Origin of the sequence: Hyalangium versicolor (genome assembly GCF_020103695.1) — a bacterium.
Lineage (GTDB): Bacteria > Myxococcota > Myxococcia > Myxococcales > Myxococcaceae > Hyalangium > Hyalangium versicolor.
On the sequence record NZ_JAHXBF010000006.1, the window covers coordinates 281,319 to 300,279 of the forward strand.

The 18,961-nt window shown below is 67.8% G+C and carries 17 protein-coding genes; 7 read left to right on the forward strand and 10 right to left on the reverse strand.

The genetic code is table 11. The annotated features are described in order from the left end of the window. The first annotated feature begins 139 nt into the window (after positions 1-139). A complete protein-coding gene (locus KY501_RS14985; protein ID WP_224363616.1) occupies positions 140-3,430 on the forward strand; it encodes an ELWxxDGT repeat protein in 3,291 nt (1,096 codons plus the stop codon). An 84-nt stretch (positions 3,431-3,514) separates the two neighbouring features. Here the strand turns inward: KY501_RS14985 and KY501_RS14990 are convergent, their stop codons facing one another. The 4 genes from KY501_RS14990 to KY501_RS15005 all read right to left on the reverse strand — a co-directional run bounded on the left by KY501_RS14990 (position 3,515) and on the right by KY501_RS15005 (position 6,810). After that, positions 3,515-4,423, reverse strand: a complete 909-nt coding sequence (locus KY501_RS14990; RefSeq protein ID WP_224363617.1) for an HTTM domain-containing protein — start codon at positions 4,421-4,423, stop codon at positions 3,515-3,517. Further along, positions 4,414-4,905, reverse strand: coding sequence for a hypothetical protein (locus KY501_RS14995; RefSeq protein WP_224363618.1), 492 nt, complete (start codon positions 4,903-4,905; stop codon positions 4,414-4,416). The genes KY501_RS14990 and KY501_RS14995 overlap by 10 nt, the downstream gene beginning before the upstream one ends. After that, on the reverse strand, positions 4,902-5,666 hold the full coding sequence (locus tag KY501_RS15000; protein WP_224363620.1) for a sterol desaturase family protein: 765 nt from the start codon (positions 5,664-5,666) through the stop codon (positions 4,902-4,904). The genes KY501_RS14995 and KY501_RS15000 overlap by 4 nt, the downstream gene beginning before the upstream one ends. A gap of 304 nt (positions 5,667-5,970) precedes the next feature. Beyond that, complete coding sequence (locus KY501_RS15005) at positions 5,971-6,810, reverse strand: hypothetical protein (protein WP_224363621.1); 840 nt, start codon at positions 6,808-6,810, stop codon at positions 5,971-5,973. A 262-nt stretch (positions 6,811-7,072) separates the two neighbouring features. On the opposite strand from KY501_RS15005, the gene KY501_RS15010 reads away from it, so the two are divergent. Beyond that, positions 7,073-7,834 (forward strand): J domain-containing protein, encoded by a 762-nt coding sequence (locus KY501_RS15010; RefSeq protein ID WP_224363622.1) that lies wholly within the window; start codon positions 7,073-7,075, stop codon positions 7,832-7,834. Between the two features lie 14 nt (positions 7,835-7,848). On the opposite strand, the gene KY501_RS15015 is transcribed toward KY501_RS15010, so the two are convergent. Then, a complete protein-coding gene (locus tag KY501_RS15015; RefSeq protein WP_224363623.1) occupies positions 7,849-8,835 on the reverse strand; it encodes an endonuclease/exonuclease/phosphatase family protein in 987 nt (328 codons plus the stop codon). A 281-nt stretch (positions 8,836-9,116) separates the two neighbouring features. Between KY501_RS15015 and KY501_RS15020 the strand changes: the two genes are divergently transcribed. The 3 genes from KY501_RS15020 to KY501_RS15030 all read left to right on the forward strand — a co-directional run bounded on the left by KY501_RS15020 (position 9,117) and on the right by KY501_RS15030 (position 11,907). Next, positions 9,117-9,686: a hypothetical protein gene (locus KY501_RS15020; RefSeq protein WP_224363624.1), complete on the forward strand. Its 570-nt coding sequence runs from the start codon at positions 9,117-9,119 to the stop codon at positions 9,684-9,686. A 154-nt stretch (positions 9,687-9,840) separates the two neighbouring features. Further along, positions 9,841-10,683 carry an AAA family ATPase gene (locus tag KY501_RS15025; RefSeq protein ID WP_224363625.1) on the forward strand — a complete coding sequence of 281 codons (843 nt, stop codon included), beginning with the start codon at positions 9,841-9,843 and terminating at the stop codon, positions 10,681-10,683. Positions 10,684-10,701: 18 nt separating this feature from the next. Next, positions 10,702-11,907: a vWA domain-containing protein gene (locus KY501_RS15030; RefSeq protein WP_224363626.1), complete on the forward strand. Its 1,206-nt coding sequence runs from the start codon at positions 10,702-10,704 to the stop codon at positions 11,905-11,907. 120 nt (positions 11,908-12,027) lie between these two features. Here KY501_RS15030 and KY501_RS15035 read toward each other — a convergent pair whose 3' ends face one another. Continuing rightward, entirely contained in the window at positions 12,028-12,414 is a 387-nt protein-coding gene (locus tag KY501_RS15035) for a response regulator (RefSeq protein WP_224363627.1), read from the reverse strand. Further along, positions 12,414-13,985: a sensor histidine kinase gene (locus tag KY501_RS15040; RefSeq protein ID WP_224363628.1), complete on the reverse strand. Its 1,572-nt coding sequence runs from the start codon at positions 13,983-13,985 to the stop codon at positions 12,414-12,416. Before KY501_RS15040 ends, KY501_RS15035 begins: the two co-directional genes overlap by 1 nt. A gap of 226 nt (positions 13,986-14,211) precedes the next feature. On the opposite strand from KY501_RS15040, the gene KY501_RS15045 reads away from it, so the two are divergent. Next, positions 14,212-16,029, forward strand: a complete 1,818-nt coding sequence (locus KY501_RS15045; RefSeq protein ID WP_224363630.1) for an amidase — start codon at positions 14,212-14,214, stop codon at positions 16,027-16,029. Positions 16,030-16,132: 103 nt separating this feature from the next. Continuing rightward, complete coding sequence (locus KY501_RS15050; RefSeq protein WP_224363632.1) at positions 16,133-16,567, forward strand: organic hydroperoxide resistance protein; 435 nt, start codon at positions 16,133-16,135, stop codon at positions 16,565-16,567. Positions 16,568-16,616: 49 nt separating this feature from the next. Here the strand turns inward: KY501_RS15050 and KY501_RS15055 are convergent, their stop codons facing one another. From KY501_RS15055 to KY501_RS15065, 3 genes are read right to left on the reverse strand one after another with little or no spacing between them, the layout of a single operon-like run. Then, on the reverse strand, positions 16,617-16,970 hold the full coding sequence (locus tag KY501_RS15055) for a DUF4286 family protein (RefSeq protein ID WP_224363634.1): 354 nt from the start codon (positions 16,968-16,970) through the stop codon (positions 16,617-16,619). Next, a complete protein-coding gene (locus KY501_RS15060; RefSeq protein WP_224363636.1) occupies positions 16,967-18,181 on the reverse strand; it encodes a DUF6068 family protein in 1,215 nt (404 codons plus the stop codon). The genes KY501_RS15055 and KY501_RS15060 overlap by 4 nt, the downstream gene beginning before the upstream one ends. A 1-nt stretch (position 18,182) precedes the next feature. Beyond that, positions 18,183-18,911 (reverse strand): hypothetical protein, encoded by a 729-nt coding sequence (locus tag KY501_RS15065; protein ID WP_224363638.1) that lies wholly within the window; start codon positions 18,909-18,911, stop codon positions 18,183-18,185. Positions 18,912-18,961 lie beyond the last annotated feature (50 nt).

The following is an 18,961-nucleotide window of genomic DNA, read 5'->3' on the forward strand; positions in this document are numbered from 1 at the left end:
GCCCCGGGGGTTGCCCTCAGCAGGGGTCTTGACCGTCCTCTCCCACGCGACGTAACAATCACGGTCGCGGGTTGCCCCCTCCACCGTGGCCGGCGGATGAGAGCACTCCGGGGGCCTGAGTCCGCCGAGGAGAAGCATCATGAACGGCCACGGGAGCCTGACGTGCATCCTGGCATGGGTCTGCGTCGCGGCTTGCGCGGATCCTTCACCCGCTCGGGAGGCTCCGCACTCCCAAACCGCAGCGCTGGTGGCGCCCTCCGGCGCACTGGGCCAAGCCCGCCTCGTCGCGGACATCAACACGAGCGCCCGAGAGGTGCTCAGCAGCAACCCCGAGGACTTCATCGCCCTGGGGGACACGCTGGTGTTCTCGGTCCAGGGCAAGCTGTGGCGCAGCGATGGGACCGAGGCGGGCACTGTCCCGCTTCGAGGGCTGAGCGTCCCACCCGTGGATCCGGGCCGCCCCAGCCGCGTCCTCCTGGGAACCGCGCTCTACTTCGTCGCCAGCGACGGCCAATCCGGCGAGGAACTCTGGCGGACCGATGGCACCGAGGCCGGTACCGTGCTCGTGAAGGATCTCTTTCCGGGCCCAGGCTCCTCACGCCCGCGCGAGCTGACGAACATCCAGGGGACTCTCTATTTCACCACAGCCCCCTTCGCAGACGGCGCCGCCTATCCCATGTCCATCTGGAAGAGTGATGGGACCGAGACTGGCACCGTCCTCGTCAAGACGTTCCCCGACGTCTTCACGAGCGCCTTCCTGGACTTCACCGCCGCCAGAGGGACGGTCTTCTTCATTGGCTATGAACGCGGGTTCTACTCGAGTCTGTGCAAGACGGACGGCACCGAGAAGGGCACGGTCCTCGTCAAGGACATCACTCCCAACTGGGCGCCGACTCCCAGCATGCTGCACCTGACGGAAGCCGGTGGGCTGCTCTACTTCAGCTTCAATGATGGCTCGGGGCCACAACTCTGGCGGAGCGACGGGAGCACCAACGGCACAGTGAAGTTGAGGGACGTGTGGCCGGGCTTCACCGGGCAGATGCCCTCGGATCTGATCCAGGTCGGCGGCCTGCTCTTCTTCGTGGCGGATGGCCCCAGTGGCCGGGAACTCTGGCGCACGGATGGATCCGCTCAGGGCACCTGGCTCATCCAGGATCTGCGGCCCGGCCCCCAGGGCTCGAAGCCGGCGGATCTCACGGACTGGAACGGCACGCTCTACTTCAGTGCCGACGATGGCTCGGGCCGCGAGCTGTGGAAGACGGACGGCAGTCCCGAGGGCACCGTCAAGGTCACCTCCCTGCGGCCATCGGGTGGGGCCAATCCCACGCTGCTGAAGGTGTTTCAGGACCGGCTCTACTTCACCGCGACGCTCCCCGAGTCCGGCACTGAGCTGTGGCGCACGGATGGGACGGCCGCGGGCACGGAGCTCGTGCGCGAGGTGAAGCCCGGCCCCGAAGGCGCCAACCCCCGCTCCCTCACCGTGGTGGGCGGTACGCTCTACTTCAGCGCGAATGATGGCGTGACCGGGGCAGAGCTCTGGAAGACGGACGGCTCGGCTGAGCGCACCGTGCTCGTGAAGGACCTGCTCGTCGGGCTGGCCCACGCCTCCCCGACGAACATGTTCGCCTACCAGGATCGGCTCTACTTCAGTGCAGAGGATGGCCTCCACGGCAGCGAGCTGTGGACCAGTGATGGGACAGAGGCCGGCACCTTCATGCTGAAGGACGTTCTGCCGGGGCCCGAGGGCTCTCGTCCCTATTCGTTCTGGAGCACAGGGAAGCCTCTCTACTTCGCCACTACGCTCACGCCGAACCTGCCGTGGTTCTGGATGTCCGATGGAACGACCGCAGGGACGCTCCCCGCCCTGGATGATGACGCCATCTCGCAGTCCTTACAGCTCAATCAGGGGCTGAGGGTGGGCGAGCAACGGTGGATCCTCGAAAAGGCGGAGCCCAGCACCGGACTCGAGCCGTACGTCAGTGACGGAACGAAGGAGGGCACCGTGCTCCTCGCAGACATCTCGCCCGGCGCGGTCTCCTCCAGGCCGGCCTCCTTCGCCTCCGAGGGGGGGCCCATCTACTTCGTCGCCAATGATGCCCGCTGGGGCCACGCCTTCTGGAGGACCGATGGCACCCCCGGCGGAACGGTCTCGATCGATGACTCCATCGGGTACCCGCGCAACAAGTACCTAGCCCCCGAGCAACTGGCCGTCCTCAATGGGAGCCTCTACTTTGTCGCCTGGGACGAGCGGGACCATGGAGCGATCTGGCGGACGGACGGCACGGTGTCCAGCACGTTCCTCGTCAAGGATCTGGTGCCCACGCTGGGGGGCTCGGGAGTCTTCTCTCCCTTCAGCCGGAACAACGGCCTGCTCTTCTTCATCGGCAACAGTGTCAACGCGGAAGGACTCCTTCGCCGGAACCTGTGGAGGACCGATGGCACCGAGGCCGGCACATTCCCCGTCACGGACATCCGCCGTTACTCCCTCCTGTCCATGTCGAACCTGCTCGAGCGAGAGGGTCTGATGCTGCTCATCGTGGAGGACTTCGATACGCGGGAGCGGATCCTCTGGCAGTCGGACGGCACGGTGGCGGGGACGTACCCTGTGCCTCTTTCCGTCCTGCCGCCGGGTTCGAAGCTGGCCCTGCCAAGCCTGGCGCGCCTGGGCGATGAGCTCTACTTCTCCGCGAACGATGGAGTGCATGGCTTCGAACTCTGGAAGGCTCCCATCGTTCCGCCCGCGGGCCGGGCTCCTGGGGTGCTCCGTTGCCCGAAGAACGTGCTCGGCTCGTCCGAGGGCGCGGCAGGGGCGCTCGTCACCTGGCCCGAGGCCACCGCCGCGGATGGCAGTCCCTTCCCAAGCCCCGTGAGCTACAGCGTGGCCCCAGGCTCACGCTTCCCCGCGGGGACCACTCTCGTCACCGCCACGGCCGATGTAGACAGCCGGTTGGCTTCCTGCTCCTTCCTGGTGACGGTGGCCGATGTGGAGCCTCCTTCCGTGTCCTGCCCTCCGGATCAGTCGGCGCAGGCCTCCGGGTCCAAGGGGGCCGAGGTCTTCTTTCCTTCCGCGCAGGCCACGGACGCGTTGGGGCCTGTCTCCCTCGTGGCCACACCTGCCTCGGGGAGCTGGTTTCCCGTGGGGACCACAGAGGTCGAGGTCATCGCCACGGATGCTTCACACAACACGGCTCGTTGCACGCTCCAGGTCACGGTCACCGCGCTGCCCCCGTCAGAACCTCCTTCGGAGCCTCCGGATGATCCGCAGCCCCCTCCAGATAATCCGCAGGCTCCTCCTCCGGGTAAGACGGTGCTGGATTGCTCCTCCACGGGCTCTACTCTCTGGACCCGTGGGACCTGGGCCATTCTCCTGCTGGTGCTGTGCATGCGGCGCCGGGGTAGTGGCCTGAAAGGGATGAGTCACAGGTCCTGAGCTGGGCGTCTGTCCGGCTCCCTGTCCGGCGCCATCTTTCCGAACCTGTCTGCTAGTCATACAGGTTCGGTCCAGGTCCTCACTTCACCCATGGGAGACGATTCTGCCCCAGGCGCGGAGCGACAGGGCTTCGTGGGCTCGGGGCAGTCTCCTGAGCCACGCGGGGTCGAACGTGAACAGGTGGAACATCACCATACCGAATGACAAGTCCGCGAAGCCAACGACCAGGATCAACCCGAGGTGCATCAGGAGCATCCCGAGCCAGAGGAACGGGCGCAGCCGTGCGAACAGCGCGAGCGGAAGGAAGAAGAGCTCGAGTCCGAGGGCACCGTACGTGAGCACGGCATGGCACGGCCCAGGTAGCGAGAGCAGCAGGTCGCGCGGCAGGCCGGGACGTGCCAGTGGGCTCTCCAGCACGGCGACGATGGCCGTACCGTCCAGCCAGCTGGGCGAAACGAGCTTGGTGTATCCGCTGTAGGAGTAGCCGGCCGCGAGCATCAGCCACGCCGCGAGGTGCAGCGGCTGAGGAAAGCGCCACCCCGCTGCCGCTTCCGGTGAGGCTCGCCCGTCTACGCTGCCGTAGGGCCTGGGGGGCAGGAACACGTGCGCGAGCAGCATCCAGCCGACGTACGGCAGGCTCGGGTTGGAGATGAGCGGGTTGCGATCGAAGAGGGAAGCCCAGATCCACCAGAGCAGGAGCGCGGCGAGACGATCGCGGATGCCCAGCGCGAACAGGACCGACAGCAGTGACGCGGCCACGAGCACGCCCGTGACGAAGGCGGGCGCGTCGCTGATCCAGAAGACGCCTGGGAAGAGGCGGAAGAGCGGGCTCGCACTCGAGGGGAGCGCACCCGCGGAGGAGAAGACCTCCTCGCCCCAGGGGATCAAGTGCGCGAAGTGGATGGCCAGGTACACGCCGAACAGCATGCGCACCAGGCTGTACTGCCCACCGGTCCAGCCGTTGTCGCGGCCGAGGAGGTGCTTCAGAAGCATGGGGCCTCGATGAGCAGTGGGAGCTCAGCCGGAATCCGTGTGCCCGGGAGAGGCTCGAAACGAACGCGGAAGGGGGAACAGCGCCCGGGTGCCGGGATCTCCAGCTCGGAGAGCAGCCTGCCAGGGCCGCAGAGCGCATGGGCCATGATGGGATCGCGCAGCTCGGGAGGCATCACCGGCCCATAGGCGAGAGCCGCCCCGTAGACGTTGCGGCGATTGTAGGGCCCGTCGAGGTGGGCGGTCGTCTCGGCGGTGATGGGGACTGACCGCGGGGCGCCGCCGCAGTCCGTCCACTCCAGGAAGAAGCGCGTCGAATAGGTCTCAAAGCCTCGCACCGCCGAGAAGACCTTGGGAGCAGGGGAGGCGCATGTGGCTGCTGCCAGGCCCTTCAAGGCGGGAGAACCCAGCAAGTCTCCGGCCATCTGCGCGAGGCCCAGCACACTCAACCCGATGGCGGAAGCCAGTCCCAGCCTCGAGCTCATGGCTTCGGCTCCGGCGCGGGTTTCTGCGTCACGTCCACGCCGGTGAGCATCTCGGCGAGGCGGGTCTCGTTCTCGGCGCCGAGCCCGCATGTCTTTTGCCACTCGGGCGGGTTCCGGAGCGTGCCGAACATCCAGTCGAAGAGCGGGAGGTCACCGTAGTTGTACGCGTGCAGCCCTTCCTCGTGGTGAACGCAATGGCTCTCCGGCCGCTGGATGATGTAGCCGAGCCAGCGAGGCGTCTTCACGTTCCAGTGGTAGAGCAGCTCGGCGAGCCCACTGAGAAGGAAGGCGCCCGTGCCAGCCTCCGGGGACAAGCCGAGCGCGCCATAGAGCACGGCGCTGGAGATGACACCATTCACGGCGATCTCGATGGGGTGCTTGTAGAAGCTGGTGACGATCTCGAGTCGCTGGGGACTGTGGTGGAGCTGGTGGACCCAGCGCCAGAGGAACGGCACCTCGTGGCGCCAGCGATGCCACCAGTAATAGACGAAGGAGTGGATGAGGTAGCCGACGAGGGCCCCGCTGATGGGCCCGAGCCCTCCCAACAGTCCCGCACCGCGCGCCTGGAAGAAGCCATCCGCGACGCGCCCGACGGTGAAGATGCTCAGGGCCTGGATGCCGTTGAGCGCCAGTGCTCGCCCATACCAGTGGGCGACCTTGGGGAAGGAGCGGCCAGGTCGCCTGGCCTCGACGAGCATCATCCAGAGGGCTGCTACGAGAACGACGGAGGCCACGAGCATGGGACAGATATAGGTTCCCATGATGCACACCGCTTCGAACTAATGGGTGCGTTGTCGATAACCTGGAGTGGATGATGCCCTAGAGAGACAAGCGCCACTTGCCGCCGGACTACAGTGTCAGGAATTCCTGAGGATGATGGACGCTTCAGCTCCTGCGACAAGTCGACATGAGACTGATCGGGTCTCTGGTTGGCGCAGCGCAGAAGGCGCTGGGATTGGAGACCTTCAAGGACTGTGTTCAGGCCCTCCAGAAAGAGCGACAGCGGCAGGGACTTGTGCGCACGCGCGCTAGATGATGCCCAGCTCCTGCCGCTGGAGTCCCGGACTACGTGCTTGAGCCGTCCAGCGAAGTGCTGAGGTTCTGGATCGCGTCCCGCAGCGCCGGGGTGTCGTTCTTCTTGGCGTCTTCCAGCGAGAAGGGCTGGATGCCGTGCGTCTTGGGATGGAAGTCGGAGGCATCGCGCACAGGGCGGAGGTCGACGAGCAGGTCCCTCGGGTTGAGCTTGGCGGGGCTATCGTGCACGGGGCCAAGGTCGACGAGCAGGTCCCTCGGGTTGACCTTGGTGCGGGAGGGGTCCTGTATCGGGCCGTGGTCGATGACGAAGTCCCTCGGGTTGAGCTTGGTGCGAGAGGGGTCGTGCTGCACCGGGCCGTGGTCGATGACGAAGTCCCTCGGGTTGAGCTTGGTGCGGGAGGGGTCCTGCACCGGACCGTGGTCGATGATCAGGTCCCTCAGGTTGACCTTGGAGCGGGAGGGGTCCTGCGCCGGGCCAGGACCAAGGAGGTCCTTCGCGTGGGTCAGGGATTGGGAACGCTCTGGGGCCGGAGGAACGAGGTTGATGAGCTGGTCCCTCGCGTTGGCCAGGGAACGGGAGGGGTCCTGCACCGGACCAGCGCCCAGATCCGCCACGGCCCCCGACAGGTCCAGGGGCTTGTTGTTCACCACGGGCCCATGATCATGGAACGCAGGAATGACCGTTCCCAGCTTCGGCGAGCTCGGGCTGAACTCGTCCCGAGGCATGCTCAACGTCGGCAGCCTCTCGGCGACCGGACTCGAGAGCCCTTCCACCGTCGCGGTCTTCAGTTGCGGCTGGAGCGCCTGAGTCTGCTCGGTGGACTGCAGGGACACCGGAGGCAACGCGGGGCTTTGGACGGAGCGGATCATGGGGAGGTCCTTTCGGGAGCCGTACTTCGTGGCGATAGCCCTGTCCTCAGCAACGGATGTGCCAGCACCCGTGAAGCTCGGTCTCGGTCCCTGGGGAAGGGGCCTCGCTTGGGAATTCGCGGGGGTAGCGTCCACTCCCGAGGCTCCCGAGGCTCGCTTCGACCTCGGTTCCTGGTGACAGCGCTCACCACTCGGGTACCCGAGTCATCAACCCCGGGCGCGAGGTGCACATCAGGGCCCCGGAACGCGTAGGCTCCAGACCGTGGTTCACGTCCTCTTCTTCTCCGACAGGCAGGTGCGCGACAAGCTCTTCGCCCTCGTCGACGGCACGCGGGGATTGCTTGTCATCAAGGGCGTCCGCCATGGCCCTGGCATGACTCCCCCCGAGCAGCGCGAGCCCTTCGACACCCTCGAGGCCAGCTTCGGCCATGCCGTCACCCAGGTCCTCGTCGCCGACGAGGGCTCCGTCGAAGGCATGTGGCGCGATCCACTCGGCGACCTCGGAGCCCGCCTCTACCCGAACAACAAGGAACAGGCCTACGTCGCCTCGAGCAGCTACCTCCTCCTCGAGAACGGCCGCCCTCGCGCCGTCGTCCGCAAGCGCGAGACCCCTCGCGAAGACCTCTGGTACCTCCAGGAGGCCCTCAACCAGCTCTCTCCTCGCATCCCGCCACCGGATCCAGCTCGCAAGCCCGGCCCCCGCAAAGCCCGAGTCCCCAACGCCTCCCGCCGTCCGCCCGTCTCCGAGCCCACTCCGCCGAGAGGCACTCGCGCCGCCTCCTACGCCGAGCCCGAGCCCGAACCCGCTCCCCCGCCGCCGCCCGCCCAGAAGGATCCGTGGACCATCCTCGGCATCGCGCCGGGCACCTCCAGGGACGAGGCCCGCCGTGCCTTCCGAACCCTCGTCGCCCAGTACCACCCGGACAAGGTCGCCCACCTCGCCCCCGAGTTCCAGGAGCTCGCGGAACGCAAGACGCGCGAGCTCCTCCAGGCCTGGGAGCAGCTCGAGAAGTCGCTCTCCTGAACCCGCTTCGCCGCTCAGCCCCCGTTCGTCACCGGCGGAGAGACCGGCACGCTGCCATCCAACGTGAAGCGGGCAATCAACGGCATGTGATCCGACAGCCCGAAGAACCGGCTCGTCGCGTCTCCGAATGGCCGCGTCCCCTCCATGTCCACCCACCGCACCCCCGCCCCCGAGAACAGGTGGTCCAGGTGCATCCGCATGTGCATGAAGCCCGCCGTCGGGAACCCGCGAATCAAAGACGGATCAATCTGCCCCACCGCCACCTGCGCGCACGTGAGATGCGCCTCCTCGCTCAGGTACCGGAACACCGGCGAGGCCGGCGGTGAGTTGAAGTCTCCCCCCAGGATGAACGGCTCGCCCTGCGAGTGCTCCAGCAACAACCCCACCAGCTTGCGCGCCTCGTGCAGCTGGTTCACCCCGCGCCCCATCTTGTCCTTCGTCGACCAGAACTCCTTGGCGAACGGCGTGGGCAGGCTCAGGTGCGTGTTGAACACGTGGAAGGCTCGCCCATCCCCCACCTGCTGCAGCCGCATGTGCGCGCAGATCCGGCTCTGCTTCCGCTCCTTCAGCCGCTCCACGTGGTGGTACGTAATCTGCGCCGGCGCCTCCACGTTGTGCCGGTCCACCCGCAGCGTCTTCCGGTTCACCAGCATCGCCAGGCCCGTCGTGTACAGCGAGAACGTCCCCAGCTTGTAGTGGTGCGCCGGAAAGTAGAACGCGTCGTAGGGCATCTCCCGCCCCTGCGTTCCGAAGATCTCCTCCATGCGCCCCATGAAGGCCTGCAGCTGCGTCTCCCCCGGATGGCTGGGGCGGTGCGCCACGGAGCTGCGGAACGAGGTCGTCTCCACCTCCTGCAGGCAGACGACATCCGGCAGCGGATCCAACGCGGCGATCGCCGAGGAGACACGGCGCTTCGGCCCCACCGTGCTCGCCAGGCCGCGGAGCGCATGACCGAAGTAGCGGACGTTGTAGCTCACGATTCGCAAGGGTGTGTCGGCCATAGCCGTCAGTCACATTAACCAATGCCCCTCGCCTCGGGTGCTGGGGAGTCCTTCCAGCCAACACTCCGCTCGCTGGCTGACAGGCTGCCCCCCGGCGGAAGGGCCTGCCCCCCGGCCCTGGGGGATACCCCGAAGAGGACCACCTCTCTCTTGCCTGCCCTCCAGCCCACCTGATAGTGCGCCGCCCCGACCGGGGCCCTGGGCCACGGGGGGATTCTCCGCCACGCGGGCCGGCCGCAGCGGAGGGAGCGCCACAGCGCTCTTTTCAGGAGAGAACACACATGCGTTTCATGAATCGGGCCGTTGCCATCGTCGCCGCCACCACCAGCCTCCTGGGCTGCGGCGGCAACAGCCAGCCTTCCATCTACCGCGTCGCCGTCGACACGCTCAGCGCGCAGAACATGCCCGTGGCCTGCTACAGCGCCGGCAACGCGCCGACCACCATCACCGACAAGGTCACCAACCTCGTCGATGAGAAGCAGTGGGTTGTCTGGGAGGGCATCGACGACACCTTCTATTTCGAGCCCGGGAACATCAACTACACCCTCGCCGATGCCCACAGCGTCGTCATCTCCGGGGACGGCATCTCCGGCAGCAAGAACGATGACGGTGCCTACGTCTTCACCAGCGAGCGCACGCAGACCGCGTCCGCCAACGAGCAGTACGTCACCTCGGCCGTCTACACGATCGAGGAGCTGGGCAAGACGCTCAAGGGCACCCTGGTGCTCACCTCCAGCTGCGCCGGCAGCAACTGCGCCGGCACGCCCTCGTGCAGCGTCACGCTGAACTTCTCGGGCCGGAAGATCGACGGCGACCGCTACTTCACCTACGGCAGCGGCAGCGGCGGGTAGTCACTCCACCTCCGCCACGCTCCCACCGGGGCGCGGGAGGCAGGCGGGCCCCGGCTCGCGGGCCCTCGGCACCCCGGTGGATGGGCGCAGGCCTCCCAGGCGAGCAGTCCAGGCGCGCCGGGCGGCCGAGAATGTTAAAGGAGGAGGTAACACCATGACGCCCACCTCCTCCCGCTTCCGTGGCACCGAGAAATACCTCTCCAGCGAGGGTCTCCAGGCCGCCGTCAACTGCGCGCTGACCCTGCAACGCCCCCTGCTCGTGAAGGGCGAGCCCGGTACCGGCAAGACGCTGCTGGCCGAGGCCATCTCCGAGGCTCAGGGCCTGCGCCTCATCCCCTGGCACGTCAAGAGCACCACCCGCGCCCAGGACGGCCTCTACGTCTACGACACCGTGCAGCGCCTGTATGACTCGCGCTTCGGCGATGGCGACGTGAAGGACATCCGCCGCTACATCCGCCTGGGGCCCCTGGGTGAGGCCTTCTCCTCCCGCGAGCGCGTCGTGCTGCTCATCGACGAGGTGGACAAGGCCGACGTCGAGTTCCCCAACGACTTGCTCCACGAACTGGACCGGATGCGCTTCCGCATCATGGAGACCAATGACGAGGTGGTGGCCACCCAGCGCCCCATCGTCGTCATCACCAGCAACAACGAGAAGGAATTGCCCGACGCCTTCCTGCGCCGGTGCGTCTTCCACTTCATCGACTTCCCGGACGCGGACCTCATGCGCCGCATCGTCGGCGTGCACCACCCGGGCCTCGAGGAGTCCCTCACCGAGCAGGCGCTGAAGATCTTCTACGAGCTGCGCGGCTTCAGCCGCCTGCGCAAGCGCCCCTCCACCAGCGAGCTCATCGACTGGATCGCCGTGCTCAAGGCCAGCGGCGTCCAGAGCCTCAAGCTGGAGGAGAACCTGCCCTTCCTCGGCGCGCTGCTGAAGAAGGAGCAGGACCTCATCGCCGTGGCGGAGGCGTTCGGCAAGGGCCGCCGCACCCGCGCCTGAGCCAGGAGAGCACGCGCCATGTACCTGCCCTTCCTCTATGAGCTGCGGCGGCGCGGAGTGCCCGTGGGCACCCAGGAGGCCCTGGCGCTCGCGGGCGCGCTCCATGCCGGCCTGCACGACAGCTGCCTCGACGGCTTCTACCACGTGGCGCGCGCCCTCCTGGTTCACTCGGAGACGCAGCTGGATGCCTTCGACCAGGCCTTCCTCTCCCACTTCAAGGGCGTGGAGTCCGCCGGGCTCGAGCTCACCCAGGAGTTGATGGACTGGCTGCGCGACGCGCGCGAGCGGAGGGACCTCACCCCCGAGGAGCAGGCCCTGCTCGACTCGCTGGACGAGCAGGCCCTGGAGCGCCTCTTCCAGGAGCGCCTGAAGGAGCAGCGCGAGCGCCATGACGGCGGCAACCGGTGGATCGGCACCGGTGGCGCCTCGCCGTTCGGCAACGGAGGCGCCGGGCAGAAGGGCTTCCGCGTGGGCGGTACCGGCGGCCGGCAGGGCACCGCCATGATGCAGGCCGGCGAGCGCAGGTATCAGGGCTACCGCGACGATGTGGTGCTGGACACGCGGCAGCTCGAGGTGGCCCTGCGCAAGCTGCGCGCCTTCGCCCGAGAGGGCATCGCGGATGAGCTGGACATCGACGAGAGCATCAGCGCCACGGCCCGCAACGCCGGCGAGCTCGAAGTCGTCATCCGCCCCCCGCGCCGGCCCAACACGCGCGTGGTGCTCCTGATGGACGTGGGTGGATCCATGGATCCCTACGCCGCCCTGGTGAGCCGGCTGTTCAGCGCCGCCAGCCGCGCCACCCACTTCAAGGAGCTGCGCACCTACTACTTCCACAACTGCATCTACGGCCGGCTCTACGGCACGCCTCAGCTCACCGGCGGCACCACCGTGCCGGAGCTCATCGCCCAGGTGGGCAAGCACCACAAGCTCGTCATCGTCGGCGACGCGTACATGGCTCCCTATGAGCTGGGCATCCGCGCGGACGCGCAGGGCCACTACTCACCGGATGGGCTCGAGGGGCTCGTGTGGATGATGCAGCTCGCGCAGCACTTCGAGCGCAGCGCCTGGCTCAACCCGGAAGCCCCTCGCATCTGGCCCGGCAGCACCATCGCCACCGTCGGCCGCGTCTTCCCCATGTTCCACCTCACCGTCGAGGGGCTGGGTGAGGCCGTATCCCACCTCACCAAGGGACGCACCGCCAAGGGCACCACCGTCCGCCGCTGAATCCCCGCATATAAGGATGCGGGCCGTCCCATCCCCCTCGGAAGGAGGCTCAAGTAGGGCTTTTGCCTACCTGAGTTTTCCACAAGTTGCTCCATGTAGGTGTAACAACTTCCCCTGGGCTCAGGGGGAGGAGCGGGAGAGGCAGTAGCGCCGCGTGACGTCGACGAGCTCGTGGACCTTGAACGGCTTCTGGAGGAGGCCGGACACCTGCATGTCCTCGATGAGCTTTCGGGCATCCCGGAAGGCGGAGATGACCACCACGGGGATGTTCGCGAGCCCCGGGTGTCGGAGCAGCTCCTGACGGAAGGTCTTCCCGTCCATCCGCGGCAGCATGAGATCCAACAGGATGAGGCAGGGCGGTGGTTCAGGCTCGCGCAGCCTGTCCAGGGCCTCGAGCCCGTTCTCGGCCCCCAGCGGCTCGTAGCCGTGGTCTTCGAGGATCTCCATGATGCTCTCGCGGATCTCGAGATCGTCCTCCACGACGAGGACCCGGTTGGACGAAGGCATCAGTGCAACTCTCCAGGCCTGGCCTGCTCCTCCCGAGCAGAGGCCCTGGGCACGAGCGGCAGTCGAACCGTGAAACAGGCGCCCCCCTCGGGCACGTTGCGCACGGTCACCATCCCATCGTGCGCCTTGACGATTTCCCGGACGACGTAGAGGCCCAGCCCCAGCCCGCCGTAGTGGCGCATCTCCGCGGCGCGCTCGAAGCGGTCGAAGATGCGCGGGAGCGCCTCCTCGGGAATCCCCGGCCCCTGATCTCGGACCTCGAGCACCGCTGTCTCCTCCTCGCGCACGAGCGACACGTCGATGGGCGTCCGGGCCGCGTACTTGATGGCGTTCGACAGCAGGTTGGTCAGCACCTGCTCGAGCCGCAAGCGATCCCATGTTCCCAGGATGGCAGCGGCCGCCTGGACGCTGAGCGCGCAGCCCGCCCGCGCGGCGGAGTCCCGGAGCCGCTCGGTGACGTCGTGCACGGCCTCGGCGAGATCAAAGGGCTGCGGGTTCATCTCGAAGCGGCCGGTGGTGATGCGCGAGACGTCCAGGAGCGTCTCGATGAGGTCCGCCAGACGCTCGCTGCTGCGCGTGGCGCGGTCCACCTTCGTGGTGACCTTGGCATCCAGGTTCGCCAGCTGGTCGCGCAGGCTCTGCAGCTGCAGTTGCAGCGCGGTGAGCGGCGTCTTGAGCTCGTGCGAGGCGATGGACAGGAACTCGTCACGGAGCCGGAGCGCCTCCTGGGCCTGGGCGACCTGCACCCGCTCGGTCTCCAGCTTCCGGCGCTCGGTCAGGTCGCGCGTCACCTTGGCGAAGCCGCGGTGCAGCCCCGTGGCGTCGCGCACCGAGGTGATGATGACGTGGGCCCAGAACGTGGTGCCGTCCTTGCGCAGCCGCCACCCCTCCTCCTCGTAGCGGCCCTCGCTCAGGGCGACCTCCAGCGCGCGCTCGCACTTGCCGGCCAGCACATCCTCCTTCGGATAGAAGAGGGCGATGCTCTGGCCGATCACCTCGTTCGCGCGGTAGCCCTTGAGGCGCTCGGCACCGACATTCCACGTCATGATGTGGCCGGTCGGATCCAACATGAAGAGGGCGTAGTCCTTCACGCCCTCGATGAGGAGGCGGAAGCGCTCCTCGCTCTGGCGCAGTTGCTCCTCGGTGACCCGGCGCTCGCTGAGGTCCCTCGTCACCTTCGAGTACCCCAGCAGATGACCTGTCGCGTCACGCACGGCGGAGATGACCACGTCCGCCCAGAACTTCCGCCCATCCTTGCGCACGCGCCAGCCCACGTCCTCGACGCGCCCGTGCTCCGCGGCCATCCGCAGCAGGTGCTGGGGCCGGCCCGCGAGCAGATCCTCCGGGGTGTAGAAGCGGGTGAGGGGCTGTCCGATGATCTCCTCCGGGCGATAGCCCTTGATGGCCTCGGCGCCGGGGTTCCAGGTGGCCACGCGGCCCTGGGCGTCGAGCATGAAGATGGCGTAGTCGCGAACGCTCTCGACCAGCATTCTCGCCTGCTCGTTGATGTCCCAGGGGCGCTGCGAGGATCCTCCCGGTTGGGGGACGGGGGCTCGCGTCTTTTCGGTCATCAAAGCTCCTGAGAACTTCAGGCGTGCCCGCCACCGACTCGGGAGAAGCCCTGGATCCTGGCCGCGTCACGTGCCGTGAGCAACTGTTCGGGATCGTCCATCACAATCAATCTGGGGTCGCGGACTGCCAAATACAAGCCCTTGAGCGGGGATTGATGTGTTGGATCTCGCGAGGTGCGGATCGCGTGGCAGACTCGCGCACTTCTCGTCTCCAGGAAGGATTCACATGGCCCGCTCCCGCAGGGAATTCTTGTCCGGTACCGCGGTGGGAATCGCAGGCATGGTGGCTGCAGAGGGCATTTCCGCGGAGGCGGCAACTTCCGATGCGGGTGTGCCCTCGTCCGCGCCTCCGGGGGCTCCGCCTGCGTTTGGCACGGCGCCGCCGGTGGGGCCCACGGTGGGTGCGAGCACGTTCACCGAGGCGGAGAAGCTCATGCAGGTGCAGTACACACCGGCGGAGCGAGCGCAGGCGGCCAGCAACTGGAGCAAGACGATGGCGCCGCTGTACGAGTCGCGGGTGGGGCCTCGCAAGGTGGCGCTGGAGCCGACGCTCGCTCCCGCGTCGACGTGGGATCCCCTGCTCCCTGGGCTCGTGGCCGGTCCGGCGCGCGACCGCTTCGTGCGGAGCAAGGGGGCTGCCAGTCCACTGCCGGCGAAGGACGAGGACATCGCCTTCGCGCCCGTCACGGCGCTCTCGCGGTGGATTGAGTCCCGGGCCCTGACTTCCGAGCGGCTCACGCGCATCTACCTGGAGCGGCTCCAGCGTTTCGATTCGAAGCTCCGGTGCGTCATCACGCTGACGCCGGACCTGGCGCTGGAGCAGGCCCGGCGCGCGGACGCGGAGATCGCCGCGGGGAAGTACCGGGGCCCGCTGCATGGCATCCCGTGGGGCGCGAAGGATCTGGTGGACACGGCGGGCATCGCCACGACGTACGGCGCCGAGCCGTTCCGCAACCGCGTGCCTACCGTGGATGCGGTCACCGTGGATCGGCTGCACCGCGCGGGAGCGGTGCTGGTGGCCAAGCTGAGCCTGGGCGCGCTGGCGCTCAATGACATCTGGTTCGGCGGGGAGACGAAGAACCCGTGGCTGCTGGAGGAGGGCTCCTCGGGCAGCAGCGCGGGGCCGGGGGCGGCGACGGCGGCGGGGTGCGTGGGGTTCTCGCTGGGCAGCGAGACGGGAGGCAGCATCATCTCTCCGTCCATGCGCTGCGGCATCACCGGGCTGCGGCCCACGTATGGGCGCGTGCCTCGCACGGGGGCGATGACGCTGTGCTGGTCCCTGGACAAGTTGGGGCCGATGACGCGCGGCGTGGAGGATGCGCTGCTGGTGGTGCGGGCGCTCTCCGGACCGGACGCGGGAGACGTGGCGAGCGTTCCGAGCCGGCTGGACTTCGACGCCAACGCCCCCGTGAAGGGGCTGCGCGTGGGCTACTTCCCGGGCTGGATGGAGAAGGCCCCGGCGACGGAGGTGGATCGCGCGGCGCTGGAGACGCTGAAGCAGCTGGGGCTGACTCCGGTGGAGGTGCGCCTGCCGGATTGGCCCTATGGCTCGTTGAGCGTGATCCTCTTCGCGGAGGCGGCGGCGGCCTTCGAGGAGCTCACGCTGAGCCACGGCGTGGACGCGCTGAAGATGCAGGTGGCGGACGCGTGGCCCAACCTGTTCCGGCAGGCGCGGTTCCTGTCCGCGGTGGACATGGTCCAGGCGGACCGGCTGCGGCGCAAGGTGGCGCAGGAGATGGCGCGCGTCATGGGCGAGGTGGATCTGCTGCTCGTGCCCTCGCTGCAGGAGGACATGCTGACGATCTCGAACTTCACGGGGCACCCCTCGCTGACGCTGCGCACGGGCTTCGTGGAGGTGGGGCAGGCCCGGAGCGACTGGGCGCCGGATCCGGCACGTCCTCTGCCTACGTTCTCTCCCAAGCGCCGTGTGCCGCACGGGGTGACGCTGATCGGGCGGCTCTTCGACGAAGGGACCCTGGGCAGGGTGGGCATCGCGCTGGAGCGTGCCTCCGGTGTCGCGGGGGAACGGCCTCCCGGGTTCTGAGCGACATTTCTGGAAGGATTCCGTTGCAACCCGGAGAGAGGCTCACTACGTCGGGGGCGCCTGATCTGCTGGCACCCCACCCGAAGTGAATCGAGGAAACGCCATGGCTCCTGTCACCATCTCGCCGCTGTACACCGCCACCGCCACCGCCCAGGGAGGCCGCAACGGCCGTGTCCGTTCGTCTGACAACGTGCTGGATCTGCCGCTCGCGATGCCCAAGGAGCTGGGAGGTGCGGGTGGCGCGGTGACCAACCCCGAGCAGCTCTTCGCGGCGGGCTACTCCGCGTGCTTCGAGAGCGCGCTGCGGCTGGTGGCCGGCAAGGCGGGCAAGAACGTGAAGGACGCGAGCATCACCGCGGCGGTCACCATCGGCAAGACGCCGGACGGTGGCTTCGGGCTGGCGGTGGAACTCAAGGGCAAGCTGCCCGGCCTGTCCAAGGAGGAGGCCGAGCAGCTCATGCACACCGCCCACACGGTGTGCCCCTACTCGAAGGCCACGAGCGGCAACATCGACGTGAAGCTCTCCGTCGAGAGCTGAGCCGTGGTGGCTCGGGGCCTCTCCGCTCGAGAGAGGCCCCTGGCCCGTGTCACTCGTCCGAGCCCTCGGGCTCCGTGTCGATCTCGTACCGCGACACCTCTTCGTAGATCTGCCGGTGGTGGCGGGTGACGTAGCCGAAGCGCTTCTCCGACTCGGCCTTCAACTGTTTGGCCGCGTCGCTGGCGGTGTAGCGCTGGAGGGCCTCCGCGCTGGCCAGCTCGTAGTGGCAGACGTAGCGCGCCCAGCCATCCTCGGCGTTGATGGTGTCCTTCCACTTGCGGCACGCGAGGAATCCTGGCTGACGAATCACCTCGGGGACGTGGACCTTCTCGTGCCACGCGTGCCACGCGTCCTCGGAACCGGGAGCCACCTCGATGGTGACGATGTAGAGCACGGGCTTCACTTCGCACCTCCTACCCACGTACCCCAGCCGATGAGCTTCTTGGTGAAGGTCGTCGTGCGCTTGCCATTGGCGCCCACCGAGTCCACGGACTCGGCCAGCGGGTTGAAGCGCGCCACCTGGTTCAGTCCATCGAGCGATGGGTGCCAGGGATCCTCGGGGAGCGTCTCGGAGAAGATCTGCGGATTGCCGCCCGCGTTCTCGGGCCTCTCGTAGGTGAGCGAGGGGATGCCGCGCCCGCTGACGGAGAGGGTGTTACGCGCCTTCACCGGCCCTCGCGCCTCCGCGCCAGGGGCAGGGGGTAGGAGCAGCGAGAGGGAGTTGAGCAGCTCCTCCTCGATGGGAATCGGGGCGGCGCCGGCGAAGCTCGGGCAGGGGCCCTCGTTATTGGTGGCAGGCACGGGGCCGGAGCTGGACAGGAAGTAGCCGCGCTCGGCGGCGTAGCAGTCGCGCTGGACCTGGGCGCCCTGGCCCGAGTCCACGCTGGTGTCGGACCAGGTGCCCGGGCCGAGCGGATACTTCATCTCGGGAGGCGCGGCCGTGGAGCCCTCGGTGCCCTGGCGGAGCTCCACGAGGGTGAGCTGTGCGCCGCCGCTCGCGCCGAAGCCCGAGAGGGTGGTGCTGGACGAGAGCAGCCCGTTGGTGAGGTACAGCGCTTCAGGGCTCGCGGCGTAGAGGCGGTCCTCCAGCGGCCCATCGCTGGGCCGGTTGTCCTGCACGAAGCGGAGGGCGTCCCAGGTGCGGCCGACGGCGGAGATCTGCTCGGAGGCCGCGGTGCCTCGGGGGGGCTCCCTCAGGGAGCGGTTGCCTTCCATGCTCATGGGGAAGAGCAGCTCCCGGGCCAGCTGCGGGCGACTGAAGGGCTTGCCGGCCTCGTCCGCGACGGACAGCTTCAGCCACACCCACGGCCGCTGCACCGCCACCACCTCCAGCGCCAGCTTCCCGGCGATGGCCGTCGCCTTCTTGGTGTTGGGGTACGCGCGGTTGGCGGAGAAGGCATACACCACGCGGTCGCCCACCCGAGCGCGCTGCCAGGCGGAGCTCCCCGTGGAGGGCTCTGGCTGAGGCGTGGCCGTCGCGGGCGACTCCTGGGAGGGAGGCGGCGGAGCGGTGGAGGTATCCGGCACCGTTTGTTGTTGAGTGGTCGCGCAGCCCGCGCCGAGCGCGAGGGCCGCGGAGCCCACCATGGAGAAGACAGCGGTACGTAGGTTCATCTCAGGTTCCCCGACATGGATTGAGGTGAGACATGAAGGCGCGGATGGCCTCGGGATCGACAGGAGTGCCCTTCACATCGAGCTGATCGAGGGGCGTTTCGGGTGACGGATCCGGAGAGTGCCAGAGGCCCATGCGCAGCAGGTTCTGGCCTGGACACTCAATGAAGGTGAGCGAGTTCAGCCCGGGCCCGTCGTCTTCGTTCTGGCTGCTCCTCAACACTCCGCGCTGGCTCAGGTAGAGCACGCGGCGCCCATCGAGCTGGAGCACGCCACGGCCGATGATCTCCCGGGTCTGGATGTCGATGTGGTTGCGCCGGAGCACGGAGGCGTCATCCGAGCGGCCCTCGAGGAAGGCGCGCAGCTCCTCCACGTCCTTCAGCGAGGAGGCCTTGATGAAGAAGTAGACGAAGGTGCGGACCGGAGCCTGCTCGGCCTGTTCGCTGGGCTCTTGGGGCTCGCCGCTCATGAGGAGGGCGACGTCCATGATGGCGGGGACGCTGAGCGCCACGACCGCGCTGTAGCCTTCGGGCAGGTCATCCGCGCCCAGCGTCTTCTTGGCCATCTCGGTGCGCTTGACCGGATCGGCCATGTCCTCCGTGAACTCCTTGAACTTGCTCATGCCGAACATGACGGCGGCGACGGTGCCGCCGATGCCCAGCAGCAGCAGCACGCCACAGCCAATGCCGACATAGAGCCACGGTGAGCGCTTCTTCTTCTCAGTGGGTTGCATGGTGTCCTCCCCGGGGGGGACTTGATACACCGAGCCTCGACGAACCCCAA

Excerpts from the sequence above, each read along its gene's own strand:
- KY501_RS15050 (WP_224363632.1), top strand. The coding sequence starts at position 16,133 with ATGGCTCCTGTCACCATCTCGCCGCTGTACACCGCCACCGCCACCGCC.
- KY501_RS15030 (WP_224363626.1), top strand. The coding sequence starts at position 10,702 with ATGTACCTGCCCTTCCTCTATGAGCTGCGGCGGCGCGGAGTGCCCGTG.
- KY501_RS15065 (WP_224363638.1), bottom strand. The coding sequence starts at position 18,911 with ATGCAACCCACTGAGAAGAAGAAGCGCTCACCGTGGCTCTATGTCGGC.
- KY501_RS15015 (WP_224363623.1), bottom strand. The coding sequence starts at position 8,835 with ATGGCCGACACACCCTTGCGAATCGTGAGCTACAACGTCCGCTACTTC.
- KY501_RS15035 (WP_224363627.1), bottom strand. The coding sequence starts at position 12,414 with ATGCCTTCGTCCAACCGGGTCCTCGTCGTGGAGGACGATCTCGAGATC.
- KY501_RS15020 (WP_224363624.1), top strand. The coding sequence starts at position 9,117 with ATGCGTTTCATGAATCGGGCCGTTGCCATCGTCGCCGCCACCACCAGC.
- KY501_RS15040 (WP_224363628.1), bottom strand. The coding sequence starts at position 13,985 with ATGACCGAAAAGACGCGAGCCCCCGTCCCCCAACCGGGAGGATCCTCG.
- KY501_RS14995 (WP_224363618.1), bottom strand. The coding sequence starts at position 4,905 with ATGAGCTCGAGGCTGGGACTGGCTTCCGCCATCGGGTTGAGTGTGCTG.
- KY501_RS15000 (WP_224363620.1), bottom strand. The coding sequence starts at position 5,666 with ATGGGAACCTATATCTGTCCCATGCTCGTGGCCTCCGTCGTTCTCGTA.
- KY501_RS14985 (WP_224363616.1), top strand. The coding sequence starts at position 140 with ATGAACGGCCACGGGAGCCTGACGTGCATCCTGGCATGGGTCTGCGTC.
- KY501_RS15060 (WP_224363636.1), bottom strand. The coding sequence starts at position 18,181 with ATGAACCTACGTACCGCTGTCTTCTCCATGGTGGGCTCCGCGGCCCTC.
- KY501_RS15005 (WP_224363621.1), bottom strand. The coding sequence starts at position 6,810 with ATGATCCGCTCCGTCCAAAGCCCCGCGTTGCCTCCGGTGTCCCTGCAG.
- KY501_RS15025 (WP_224363625.1), top strand. The coding sequence starts at position 9,841 with ATGACGCCCACCTCCTCCCGCTTCCGTGGCACCGAGAAATACCTCTCC.
- KY501_RS14990 (WP_224363617.1), bottom strand. The coding sequence starts at position 4,423 with ATGCTTCTGAAGCACCTCCTCGGCCGCGACAACGGCTGGACCGGTGGG.
- KY501_RS15045 (WP_224363630.1), top strand. The coding sequence starts at position 14,212 with ATGGCCCGCTCCCGCAGGGAATTCTTGTCCGGTACCGCGGTGGGAATC.